The following is a 12135-nucleotide window of genomic DNA, read 5'->3' on the forward strand; positions in this document are numbered from 1 at the left end:
GTTTCCGTGCCCTTCAGGGATTCACAGCATCGTGGAGCCGCCGTTGACACTGACCACCTGGCCGGTGATGTAGGAGGCTTCCGCACTGGCGAGATACAGGACGGCCGAGGCGACCTCGGCGGTGGTGCCGAACCGGCCCAGCGGGATGAGCGCGCGGTTCTTGGCGAACCGGCCGACCGCGTCGGCGGGTTGGGAGAGGACGTACGGGGTGTCGGTGCCGGTGGGCGCCACCGTGTTGACGGTGATGCCGTCCGGCGCGAACTCCCGGGCGAGGCCCGTGGTCAGCGCGTGCACACCGCCCTTGGCCGCGTTGTACATGGCGTGCTCGAACAGGCCGTTGCGGACCGAGTCGGCACCGATGTTGACGATGCGCCCGTACCCGGCCTCCCGCATCGACGGGAGCGCGCTGCGCGAGCAGTGGACGACGGTCCACAGGTTGCGGTCGACGGTCTCGCGGGCGGTCTCGGCGGTGTGGTCGAGGAACGCCTTGATGATGCCGCCGCCGGCGTTGTTCACCAGTACGTCGATCCGGCCGAAGGTGTTGAGCGCCTCGTCGATCAGCCGCTGGGCGCCGGTCTCGGACGACAGGTCCTCGTCGACGTAGATCCAGGTGGGTGCGTCGGGGCCGAGGAAGTCGGCGACCAGATGCTTGCCGTCGGGACGGCGGTCGGCGGCCACGATGTGGGCGCCCTCGCGGGCGGCCCGGGTGATGATGGCGCTGCCGATGCCGCCCGCGGCCCCGGTGACCACGATCACCTGGTCGCGGAAGCGGCCCGGGAAGGTGAACTCCTGTGCCGGCTCACTCATGCGGCCGGGCCTTCGAGGAGGAACTTGATGTGGATCTCGTTGAAGGTGTCCGCGTCCTCGAACTGCGGCCAGTGACCCGCGTCGGTCATCAGCGAGAACTGGGAGTTGGGGATCCAGTCGGCGACCTGGCGGCCTACCTCAGGCGGCGCGGTCGGGTCGTGGTCGGTCCACAGCACCAGGGTCGGCGCCTGGAGCTTGCGCCAGTCCTCCTCGACCAGGCAGTTGCGGTCCTGGCCGTCGGGGTCGGTGTGCCGCTTGAGGATGTTGGTCATCCGGTTGACGTACTCGGGGTTCTGGTAGATCGCCAGCCGGGTGGAGACCAGGTCCTCGGTGACGTCGCTCGCATCATGGACCAGCCATTCGAGGCGCTTGCGCACGCTCTCCTCGGTGGCGTTCTTGACCGCGTTCATGGTCAGCGTGGCCATGTTCTTGATCACGTCGTCGGCGAGGCGCAGCGCCGCCCCGGTGTTGAGCACGATCTTGTCGACGCGCTCGGGGTACAGCAGCGCGAACCAGGCGCCGATGCCGGCGCCCATCGACTCACCGCTGATCGAGGCCCGGTCGATTCCCTCGGCGTCCATGAACGCCTTCAGGTGCTCCGCGTAGTCCTTGAAGTCGTAGGCCTGGTCCGGCTTTTCGGTGAAGCCGTGGCCGATCATGTCGATGGAGTACGTGTGGAAGTGCTCGGCGTGCGGACCAAGGTTGCGCGTGTAGGCCTCGGCGTGACCGCCCGTGCCGTGGATGAAGATCACGACGGGCTTGTCCTTGCTGCCCGCTTCGAGTACCCGGGTGCGTACTCCGCCCGCGTCGACCCACCGCTGGCTGAACTCGACGTTCCGCAGATCTGTCCAGACGCTGTTGTATGTCATTGTACCCACTTCTTCAATGGTTGGACCTATAATTTCGGCAGGGTGGGCCCATGTCAATGGTTGTGCCGAGCACTCAGGTCACAGGATGATGGAGAGCACTCCGCCGACGTCGCGAAGGGTGTGGTGACCGAGCACGGCCTGCTTGAAGGCGATCCGGAAGCCGTCGCCGTCCCGGCGCAGCAGGTAGCGCACATCGGCGACGTACGAGGTCGTGCCGGCCACGCGGGAGCGGTAGACCACCACGTTGGCGCGTACGCCCAGGTCACCCGAATCGTCGTCCCACAGCCGGACGTTGCTGATGAACCGCGTCGTGGTGGAGCGCGGGTTCTCGATGTGCGCGTACGTGCTCATCAGCCGCTGGATACGGCCACGGATGCCGACCATGTCGTCATCGATGAGCGGGAGGTCGATGTCGAGGTCGCCGTCGGGGTTGTCCGTCGACGGAACGAAGTAGCGGCCGTCCTCGGTGAAGAGGTCGCGCCACTCCTCGAGCTGCCAGGCGTCGAGGAGTTGGGCCTCGTAGTAGAGGAAGTCCTCGATCTCGGACCGCTGGAACTTCTTGGAACTCACCTGTGTGGTTTCCGGATACGTCACGCCTTGCCTCCCACCATGTCGTCCCAACGGCGCCAGAAGGTGCGCATCTGCAGTTCGTCCCAGTTGGCCGGGTCGAACTTGTCCATACCGCGCGACACGTCGTTCCAGCCCTCACCGGGGCGGCTCGTATAGCCGCGCTGGCATGACTCCAGGGCCTCGTTGTCGTCCGGCGTCGCGAGCCCGGCGGGGCCGAGGAACGACAGGAACGACTCGTTGCGCACGTGCCGTGCCGCCTTGTCCTCGTCACCGGGAGCGAGCGACCACGAGGTGACGTTCATGTGGCCCGGGGTGTTCGGGTAGAACGTGCGGACGATGACCGCCATGATGTTGTTGATCACCAGGTTCGGGAAGATCAACATGTTGAAGTCGAGGTTGGCGATCAGATCGGCCCGCTCCTCGCCGTGGATGTCGACCAACCGCCGGTACGACGCCTCGACCGTCTCCTTGGTGTTCTCCCCCATGGAGGGCTGCCAGCGCGCGACCGGGCGCCCCCACGGAGCCTGCTTCACGGTCACCGTGTGACCGTTGCCGAGGTCGTACGCGTGCGAGGCCTTCCAGTCCTTCTCGGTACTGCCGGCGATGCTGTCGCCCTTGGTCTTCTGCACGTCGAGGTAGGTCTTGTGGACCGGCAGCGCGTGGTAGCCGTCGGAACTGTTCTCCGCGAGGAGCTTCCAGTTCGACTTCATGGAGTACTCGTGGGTGCCATGGGCGACGACCATCCCGACATCACCGGCCGCCTGGTCGGCGGTCAGGTCGAGGAAGTACTTGGCGTCGGCGAGGTAGTCGAGCAGCGGCTCCTGCTCCGGGTTGAAGGTGGCGAAGACGAAACCCCGGTACGAGTCCACCGCCGCGGGCCGCGCCAGCGAGTGGTCCTCCTTCCGGAAGCCCTCGGGAAAGCCCGCCTCGTCGGGCATCGACACCAGGTCGCCGTCGTTGGAGAACGACCAGGAGTGGTAGAAGCAGCGGAACCGGCGCTGGTTGCCGCGTCGTTCCCGGCAGACCTCGGCACCACGGTGCGAGCACGAGTTCAGCAGGACCCGGACCTCGCCGTCCCTGTTCCGCGTGAAGATCACCGGCCGGCCGGCCACCTCGCGGGCGACAAAGTCACCCGGCTTGGGGACCTCGGACTCGTGACCGACGTAGATCCAGCACTTGGAGAAAATCTGCTCACGCTCGCGCTCCAGCACGGCGTCATCGGTGAACACCGCACGGTTCACCAGGAACCGGTTGGGGTCCCGCAGATCCTGGACAAATTCCGTGACCTTCGCCGGGATCCGCTCCGTCTCAGCGGTCCGGCTCGATTCAGGCGCAAACACATCCATAGAGATTCCCATCGCCTCGGAAGCACATTCCTATGGTTGGACCATTGGACTACGTTCGACGAGAAGGGTCAACCCCCTTCAGCGTCGATAGTTGTCATGCGGAGAGAGAAAGGTGCACGTCCAACGCATGGCGACGCACTGCTGATTGGGGCGCAGCCCTCCTGGCCGAATCGAGCACTGCGGGGGTAGTACGGTGATCACACCGCCCCTTACTGACCGCCGCGCTGCCGGAAGCCCACCCTGCGCCGCCCCGCCGGTCCCGCGACCGACACACCTCCGGGTATCGACCCGAGAACCAGGAAGACTCCACCAGTGGAAACGATCACTCCTGACTCCGAAACCGTCCTGCGGCTCGACGCCGTCCACATGTGGCGCCACACGCCGCAGGGCCGCCACACCCTCCTCTCGAACATCGACTGGGAGGTGCGGCGCGGCGAGCGGTGGGCGCTACTCGGACACAACGGCGCCGGCAAGAGCACCGTGCTGTCGCTGGCCGGTGCGGTACAACACCCCAGCAGCGGCACGGTGGAGATCCTCGGCCGCCATCTGGGCCGCGCCGATCTGCGGCAGCTGCGCACGGAAGTGGGGCACGTATCGGCCGTATCCCGCATTCCCCCGCGTCTGACGGTCCGGGAATACGTACTCACCGGCATCACCGGCACGGTGCAGCCACTGCCGCGCAAGTACGGGACGGCCGAGCGCAAGCGTGCCCTGGAGTCGTTGGAGCTGATGGGCCTAGGTCCGCTCGCCGACCAGGAAATGCTGCTGTGCTCCCAGGGCGAGCAGGGCCGGGCCCGCATCGCCCGGGCCCTGGTTCCGCAACCGCGGCTGCTGCTCCTGGACGAGCCCGGTGCGGCACTCGACCTGCCCTCCCGCGAGCAGCTGATCGACGCCCTGGACACCCTGGCCGCGGAGTACCCGGAGCTGGCCATGGTGCTGGTCACGCACCACCTGGAGGAGCTGCCCGCCTCCTTCGGCAATGCCCTGTTGCTGCGCAAGGGCAGCAGGGTGGCCTGTGGCCCGGCGCCTTCCACTCTGACGTCGCAACACCTGAGCACCTGTTTCGGGCTGCCGCTCACCGTCTCCCGCGAGGGCGGACGCTGGCAGGCCCGGCTGGCCAGACGGCACCGCCGGGACACAGCCTGAATCGCGTGACCGCCGCCTCCTCGAGGCAGCCCCATGAGGTCAGATGCTCCAAGCCAACTCTGCGTAGTCGCTCCCGCAGAGCTCGAAGACCAGTTCCTGCGGGGTGGAATCGTCGGCCAACCGCACACGTGATCCGACACGTACCACGTCACGGGGGGTGTCCATGACCCTGCCGTGGAGTGTGAATCCTTCCGCCATGTTGATGAGTGACAGATTGCGTTGATCAGGTGTGTGACGACGCACGACCGTGGAGCGGCGCACAATTCCAGTACCGCTGCTGGGCTCGAGGTTCCAGGCGGTGGATCCGCAGATGGGGCAGAGCACGCGCCCGAAGGACGGCGTCTGGCACCAACAGCACCGCTGGAAGTACAGCACGCCATCCTTCCACAGGGGCAGACCGTCACCCCCCGATCTCACACCGCCTGGAACGGCAAACACACGATGAGCCGTTTCGCTTCGGACGCCGACCGAACTGACAACTAGGTTAGGCAATTTGACCACCTGCCGTGACACGGTCCCAAGTATCAATGGTTGGGCCAATTATCCAACGTGAGGATGTGCTGTCAACGACCTTCCGAACGATCTGAACATCAAAGAGAAGGAGGCACGCAGCCAGTCACCCGGAACCAAGCGGGACGCACGGAGCGTCGGCACGCCCCAGTCTGCATGTCACTGCGCCGCAGGCGCTGCAGTGCCCGCCTGGTACGGATCAGTGTCACCGCCGAGTGCGGCCACGCAACCGCATCCTCAACCGCCGTGGACGCAGCGCCGCGCTCCGGCGGCGCGTTCGCCGAGGCACCACATGGACTGCTAGCCAGTCATGATCCGCGGCACTGCAGCGCGGGCGGCGCTTTGTCGGACATAGCGGCGAAAGAACGGCGTGATGGGGAGAACTAATCGGGGGCGGCTCCATCGCCAGCAAGAAGCACGATGAGCACGGCTACCCCTGACGCCGACGCCCCGCCCCTCGGCGCCCCAGCCACCGCGATACTCGACAGGGGGGCGGCGCGGCGAGCGGCCGGTCTCCTTACGGCTCCGCCGACGCGTCGCGTGCCGGGCCTCTTTCCTGTCCGCTACGCGCCGGTCGAGGCCCGCCTGGCTCCCCGGTAGTCACCACGCAGCCAGAGCGAGTGCAGATGCTTGTAGTAGCGCTGCAGCTCGGCGACGGCAGCGTCGGCGTCCCGCTTGCGGAGGCTGCGCAGGAGCCGGCGGCGGGCCCGCACCACGGAATCGTCCTGCATGGGCCCGAGCTGCAGGACCACCTCGCGGACGACGTCGATGAGGGTCTTCTCGAGCAGCACGAGCACGGGGTTCCCGGTGGCCTCGGCGAGGATGATCTGGAATTCCAGATGGACATCCACCTTGCGTTCCCACTGGTGTTCCTGGGTCAGCTTGTCCGCCTCCGCGATGTTGGCCTCCAGGCGCGCCTCATCTTCCTCCGTCATGCGCTCACACGCGGCACGGACGATGATCGACGACACTCCGAGCAGCGATTCGGTGACATCGGCGAGGGAGAAGTCCGTCAGCTGCAGCGCGTCGGCGAGGCTCTTGGCCACGAGGGCTGGATTCCCCTCGGCGATGAACGCCCCTCCCGTAGCACCGCGCTTGAGAACCACCAGCCCGGAGATCTCCAGCATCCGCAACGCCTCACGCACCGTGTTGCGGCTGACGGAGAACTGCTCGGCCAGAGCACGTTCGGACGGCAACCGGTCTCCGGGTGACAGCTCCCCCCGCTGGATCAGAGCCCTGATCTGAGCGATGATCTCGTCGAACGCCCGCCGGGGCCGTGCAGGCCGGAACACCGGCCCGTCGGCCTCCGTACGAATCGACGGCGCGGGCACCCGGTTGGTCGTCATGGCCAGTCATCGCCTCCAGCAACTACATCGGGCCTGAATGGTACTACCAAGGACCAAGCCCTTCCCCCAACAGGGGCAAGTGAGGAGGACGAGGTGGCAGCCGCAACGGGTGTTCTACACGACCGCTGTGCACCGCGTCTGCCTGAAGGGTGTCATTATTCGCGCATCGTCTTGACCTGCTGTTCCTCGCGCTCTCCTGGTGAGCCATGATCGGTTCTCATGGCGTTGAGACAGAACCCCCGATGAGCGCGAGCCCCATGAGAGACATGACCGCAGGCCCCGCGCCTGGGCCGACCGTGCTTCCGGACCTCTTCGACGCGCCGTTCGTGCGCGATCCGCACCCGGGCCTGGAGAAGCTGCGGCGCACCACCCCGGTCCGCCACGACCCCGCAACCGGTCTGTGGCTGGATTCGGGGAAGCCTCGCCGTCGTACTCCCGCAGCCTGATCAGAATCACAGAGAGCAAGGCTGGATCGGTCTGTCGGACACGCTCTGCGGGCACGTCAAGGTCGGGGGAACGTGTCGGCAGCTTCGCTGTGTGCGAGGTCATCGAGAAGACTCCAGAGCAGATGGGCGGTCGCTGTCGGTCATGGATCGTCGCGGTGGCTGAGGTTTTCTCAGTGGCGAGATTCTTCCCATCCCGTTTGGCGCTGATCGTCGCGATGACAGCTCCGTCGCTGACTGGGAGTGACATGCCAACGAGCAGCACCCCTGCCATCGGGCAGGACGTTGCGGGAGATGGCCTGTTTCAGGATGCCTTTTGGTCGGCGGGCTTCTCAATCTCGGTGGTCACCCGTGCCCCTCGGAAGAGCACCGGGAGCCACAGGAGACATGCCAGCAGGGGGACCGCGGCGTAGGTGGCCATGCCCACACTGGAGCCCAACCCGTCCATGAGCGCGCCGAGGACGAGATAGCCGATGCCGATGAGCGCCGACTCCACGAATGCGATCATCGACAGCAGGCTCGCCCGGTGGCGCGACGGCACTGCCTCGTTGAACACGTTGTCCACGATCACGGCGGTGATCTCGGGAATCCCGGCCAGGACCAGGAACGCGGCGATGGTGACCCAGACAAGGCCGAGGCCGCTCAGGCCGAGCGCCACGGCGAGCGTCAGGAGAGACACCGGGACGATGACCCGATACCCGATGCGCCGGTCCGCGCGGTCCGACAGCAATGGAGTGAGCCCGCCAGCGAAGAATCCCGCCGCTATGACCACGCTGACCAATGCGGTGCCCGCTCCCTGATCGGAGAGGGTCTTCTGCGTAAAAATGATGTACGGCGTCAAAGTCGCATGCATCAATCCGGACACCACGACAAGCGTCACGAGCGCCGGCGTGGCGACCCGAAGCATCGCCCGCCATGCTGTGGCGTCGCCGTGCTCCTCGGCTCCGTCCTGCTCGTCCACCGCGTCCGCGCCGCGGATCTCGGGCACCCCTGACATCAGCACCACCATGGCCAGGACGAGGCACGCCGCCGAACCGACGTAGACGACTCCCCAGGAGATCTGCTGCAGTTGGCCGCCGAGGACGATGGCGACTCCCGAGGTGACCGTCCCGAGCATGGTGAACCGGGACTTGATCTTGACGTAGCTGGCCGTTGCACCACGACGCATGAGCAGGTCGTACAGCAGGGCGGTATCCGAACCGGACACACATGCCATGCCCACGCCCTGCCCGATGAACAGCGCCAGGAACACCCAGTAGTTGGAGAACGCCACCTGACCGAGCAGACATCCAGCTATCAGCATCTGGCCGATCACGATGCTGGCACGCCTGCCGATTCGGTCGGCGATGACTCCCGTCGGCAACTCCGCAAGTCCACTGACCAGGTAGAGCAGTGTCTGCAGTAGGGCCACTTGCCCGACGGAGAAGCCGCGCTGATAAAGGAAGAGGACGAATACGCCGCGCTGGAACAGCGTGTTGGCGAGCACGGCGTATACGTAGAACGGGCGCGTGACACTTCGTGCTGCATCGTCGACTGCAGCCGACCCGCCAAGGGCCTCCGTGGTGCCGGTCATGCTGCGGGCTCCCTGGTGACTCCGGTGATCATTAGCCTCGCGCTTTCACGAAAAGTGGTGTGCGACAGGTGGCCGCGAAGCCCGAACGTTCCCTTGGCCTGCGTCGATAGGGATTTCTGGGGTCCTCTACGTGGCGGTGCAAGAAGCACTTCCCAAGTGAAAGTAGCGGGTCGTACTTCTGTTGTGTCCGGGTCGATGGTGGCAGGCCCTGGGGTAGGCTCGCAGGCTGGCGGGGTGCTGGTGGTCGAGACGGTCCGCAAGTCCGCCCTGAACCATGCGATATCCACGGCTCTGGCACCATGGCGCAAGCCTCTGGCTGTTCCGGGCAAAGGCCTGCTGGGCCTCGTGCTCGCGGGAGCTCTGGGTGGAGGCCGAGTCACGGAACCTGGGTAGCGAAGTCGCGGTGTCGGGTTTCTTCAAGACGGCGCCCCACGGCCGCTCCTAGACTCCGACCATGGATAGAGTCGAGCTTCTTACGGGTGTCCTGTCCAAGACCGGCGACCTCATCGAGGGCGTCGACGCCGCCCAACTCAGCCACCCGACTCCGTGCGACGACTACGACGTCGAAACCTTGATCAACCACATCGTCGGGTGGCTCCTGCTGTTCGAGGCCAGCTGTCACGGCCGGACCTACGGCGGCGACGCTGCAAACCACAGGTGCGGCGCCGATCCCGCCGCCGAGTTCCGTGCCGCGGCGGCCGGCCTCGTTGCCGGATGGGAGAAGTACGGCTTCGACCGCAAGGTCGCCGTCACCGGCAGCAACAAGCTGCCGGCCGAAACGGTGTTCAACATGACGATCATGGAATACCTGACCCATGGCTGGGACCTGGCGGCCGCCACCGCGCAGCCGATCCCCTTCACCAACCAAGAGGCGGCCGAGACCCTGACCCGCGCAGAAGCCACCCTTCCGCCGGAGTACCGGGGCGAGCACATGCCCTTCGGTGAAATCGTTCCCACCAGCCAGGACGCGTCAGCCGTGGATCGGCTCGTGGCATTCCTTGGACGCGAGCCGGTACCGCCCCTGAACGAGTAGCCGTTCGGCGGGCTCCGGTAGCCTCCCGCCTTCGTGAAGCCTGGTGTCCGACGGGTGGTCAGACAAGCGAAAAGTGCCCCTGACCAGCAAGAATGAAGACTGTCGAGGTCGTTGTTCCTGCCACCGTCGGAGGCACTTCCCAGGTGAAGAAGCGTATCGGGCCCTACCCGCATGTCCACGTCGAGAGTGGTGGCCGGGCGGTGGTCTCGCAGGCGGGAGGCGTCCTGCTGGTGGAGACGGCCCGTAAGACCGGGCTAGACCGGTCGATATCGGCAGCTCTGGCGCCGTGGCGCAAGTCGCGGGCGGTGCACGATCCGGGGAAGATCCTGCTGGATGTGACCCTGGCGGTCGCGCTCGGCGGGGACTGTCTGGCTGATGTGGGAATGCTGCGGGCCGAGCCGGCCGTGTTCGGTCCGGTGGCCTCCGATCCCACCGTCTCCCGCCTCATCGATGTCCTCGCCTCGGCAGGGCCGAAGGCCCTGGCGGCGATCCGCACCGCACGGGCCCATGTCCGCGAACACGTCTGGAAGTTGGCCGGACAAGCCGGACCGGACGCCGACGGACAGGTGATCGTCGACATCGACGGGGTGCTCACGCTGGCCCACTCCGACAAACAGGGCGCCGCCGCGACCTGGAAGAAGACGTTCGGACACCACCCGCTGATGGCCTTCGCCGACCACGGCCGAGGAGGCAGCGGGGAGCCGGTCGCGGGCCTGCTGCGGCCTGGCAACGCGGGCAGCAACACCGCCGCCGACCACATCAGCACGGCCCAACTCTGCGGGTGCCGATAAATCATCCGGCCAGGTCACGACCTTGATCACTGATCCTCGGCCGTGCCCGTCGCTCCCCCGCTGTCTTCACCTTGACCGAGGACGGACGGCATCATGACCTGTCGTGCTGCTGCGCCTGGCCTTGCCCTTGCCGAATACCTCGTCCGCACTGGTGGGAGCGGGTGTGCCGGGGTCTCGGCGGATCCCGACTGCAGCCGCTCAAGTCTGCCCTCTCGTACGGCTGTCGCTCCACGCGGCAACATGATCGACCGTGCTGCTGCGACTGGCCTATCTGGGTGTGACGAACGCGTTCGCGATGCTGCGCCTGCTGCCAATGAGCGATCGGGAGAAGGCGGTAGAGATCCTCGCCCTGCGTCATCAGATCACGGTGCTGGAACGCCAACTCGGCAAGGTTAGAGTGCGGTTCAGCCCGAGCGATCGGGCGTTCCTGGCAGCGCTGCTGCACCGGTTGCCACGGGACGCGCTGCGCCAACTGCGACTGCTGGTGCGCCCGGACACGGTGCTGCGTTGGCACCGCGATCTGCTCTCACGCCGCCATGCTGCCGCCTCCCGGCCCAAGCGCCCGGGACGGCCGCGGACCGTGCACTCGATTCGCGCCCTGGTGCTGCGCCTGGCGAAAGAAAATCCCAGCTGGGGCTACCGGCGGGTGCACGGCGAACTGCTCGTCCTCGGAGTGAAAGTGGCCGCGTCCACCGTATGGGAAATCCTCAAGGAGGCCGGGATCGACCCGGCGGAACGGATCTCTCCAGCACGTGGGGCGACTTCCTGCGCTCCCAGGCCGACGCTCTGCTGGCATGCGACTTCTTCGAGACGGTCACCCTGTCCGGGGCGAAGATGTACGTGTTCGCCGTCATCGAGCACGCCAGCCGGCGGATCCGGATCCTGGGCGCCACCGCCCACCCGACCGCATCCTGGGTGGCGCAGGCCGCGAAGAACCTCGTCATGGAGCTCGAGGACGCGGGCTGCCGGGCACGGTTCCTGATCCGGGACCGGGACGGGAAGTTCCCTCACCTGTTCGACGCCGTCCTGAAGGACACGGGGATTGAGGTCGTACTCAGCGGCGTCCAGATGCCACAGATGAACTCGATCATGGAGAGATGGGGTGCAGACCTGCCGACGCGAGCTGCTGGACCGGACCTTGATCTGGAACCAGCGCCATCTGATTCACGCCCTGCGAGAGTTCGAACGGTTCTACAACGGCCATCGGCCACACCAGGGCATCGCAAACGCCCGGCCAATGCACCCCTTGCCGGAGCCAATCGCCGATACGGGGCAGATCGCCCGCCTCGACATACGAAGACGCGAACGCCTGGGCGGCGTCCTCCACGAGTACCAACATGCGGCGTGACCAGCATGGATGGGGTTTCCGGCAGGCGCAGCGTCCGGAACGACATCACCACGTGGAAGGATGCGACCCCGGTCTCTGCAGGAATGACGAAGTTCTCCAACGACTGGAACCTGAGAGGCCGGACGTTCCGCCACGGCACCTGGCTGTGCATCGAGTTCAACAGGACCGATGGCACGCCGTGCGCGAAGATTCACCGCTGACGTGCCCATATGTGATGGACAGCAGTGGCCCTCGCGGCCCGCAACGGCCAGCCGGGCGCGTCGCCTCACCCCACGGCTTCGCGGGCTGGCCCAACTCGGAAGCCTGGCCGCGCCGCTGACGCGCCCGCGGCACAGCCGAGCATGACGATGCGC

Annotated in this window: 10 protein-coding genes and 2 pseudogenes; 6 read left to right on the forward strand and 6 right to left on the reverse strand. The window is 66.4% G+C overall.

Annotation, left to right across the window (positions count from 1 at the left end):
• Window positions 1-21: 21 nt before the first annotated feature.
• The 4 genes from ACWD4J_RS18645 to ACWD4J_RS18660 form a co-directional block, all read right to left on the reverse strand.
• Window positions 22-807, reverse strand: coding sequence for an SDR family NAD(P)-dependent oxidoreductase (locus ACWD4J_RS18645; RefSeq protein WP_451396463.1), 786 nt, complete (start codon window positions 805-807; stop codon window positions 22-24).
• The gene (locus ACWD4J_RS18650; protein WP_451396464.1) at window positions 804-1676 is read right to left on the reverse strand and encodes an alpha/beta fold hydrolase; all 873 of its coding nucleotides are present in this window, start codon (window positions 1674-1676) and stop codon (window positions 804-806) included. Before ACWD4J_RS18650 ends, ACWD4J_RS18645 begins: the two co-directional genes overlap by 4 nt.
• A gap of 78 nt (window positions 1677-1754) precedes the next feature.
• The gene (locus ACWD4J_RS18655) at window positions 1755-2270 is read right to left on the reverse strand and encodes an aromatic-ring-hydroxylating dioxygenase subunit beta (RefSeq protein ID WP_451396465.1); all 516 of its coding nucleotides are present in this window, start codon (window positions 2268-2270) and stop codon (window positions 1755-1757) included.
• Window positions 2267-3592 (reverse strand): aromatic ring-hydroxylating oxygenase subunit alpha, encoded by a 1326-nt coding sequence (locus ACWD4J_RS18660; protein ID WP_451396466.1) that lies wholly within the window; start codon window positions 3590-3592, stop codon window positions 2267-2269. Before ACWD4J_RS18660 ends, ACWD4J_RS18655 begins: the two co-directional genes overlap by 4 nt.
• A 312-nt stretch (window positions 3593-3904) precedes the next feature.
• Here ACWD4J_RS18660 and ACWD4J_RS18665 point away from each other — a divergent pair, with 312 nt between their 5' ends.
• Window positions 3905-4738 (forward strand): ABC transporter ATP-binding protein, encoded by an 834-nt coding sequence (locus ACWD4J_RS18665; RefSeq protein WP_451396467.1) that lies wholly within the window; start codon window positions 3905-3907, stop codon window positions 4736-4738.
• Window positions 4739-5811: 1073 nt separating this feature from the next.
• Here the strand turns inward: ACWD4J_RS18665 and ACWD4J_RS18670 are convergent.
• Window positions 5812-6594 (reverse strand): FadR/GntR family transcriptional regulator, encoded by a 783-nt coding sequence (locus ACWD4J_RS18670; protein ID WP_451396468.1) that lies wholly within the window; start codon window positions 6592-6594, stop codon window positions 5812-5814.
• 266 nt (window positions 6595-6860) lie between these two features.
• Between ACWD4J_RS18670 and ACWD4J_RS18675 the strand changes: the two genes are divergently transcribed.
• The gene (locus ACWD4J_RS18675) at window positions 6861-7040 is read left to right on the forward strand and encodes a hypothetical protein (RefSeq protein WP_451396469.1); all 180 of its coding nucleotides are present in this window, start codon (window positions 6861-6863) and stop codon (window positions 7038-7040) included.
• A 301-nt stretch (window positions 7041-7341) separates the two neighbouring features.
• On the opposite strand, the gene ACWD4J_RS18680 is transcribed toward ACWD4J_RS18675, so the two are convergent.
• Window positions 7342-8610 (reverse strand): MFS transporter, encoded by a 1269-nt coding sequence (locus ACWD4J_RS18680; protein WP_451396470.1) that lies wholly within the window; start codon window positions 8608-8610, stop codon window positions 7342-7344.
• A gap of 454 nt (window positions 8611-9064) precedes the next feature.
• Here ACWD4J_RS18680 and ACWD4J_RS18685 point away from each other — a divergent pair, with 454 nt between their 5' ends.
• The 4 genes and pseudogenes from ACWD4J_RS18685 to ACWD4J_RS18700 all read left to right on the forward strand — a co-directional run bounded on the left by ACWD4J_RS18685 (window position 9065) and on the right by ACWD4J_RS18700 (window position 11982).
• The gene (locus ACWD4J_RS18685) at window positions 9065-9643 is read left to right on the forward strand and encodes a TIGR03086 family metal-binding protein (protein WP_451396471.1); all 579 of its coding nucleotides are present in this window, start codon (window positions 9065-9067) and stop codon (window positions 9641-9643) included.
• Window positions 9644-9786: 143 nt separating this feature from the next.
• A pseudogene (locus tag ACWD4J_RS18690) lies at window positions 9787-10419 on the forward strand (transposase); the annotation flags it as partial.
• A gap of 265 nt (window positions 10420-10684) precedes the next feature.
• Window positions 10685-11782, forward strand: a pseudogene (locus tag ACWD4J_RS18695) (integrase core domain-containing protein).
• Window positions 11779-11982, forward strand: a complete 204-nt coding sequence (locus ACWD4J_RS18700; protein WP_451396472.1) for a hypothetical protein — start codon at window positions 11779-11781, stop codon at window positions 11980-11982. The pseudogene ACWD4J_RS18695 and the gene ACWD4J_RS18700 overlap by 4 nt, the downstream one beginning before the upstream one ends.
• Window positions 11983-12135 lie beyond the last annotated feature (153 nt).

It is taken from the genome of Streptomyces sp. NPDC002577 (assembly GCF_053594815.1).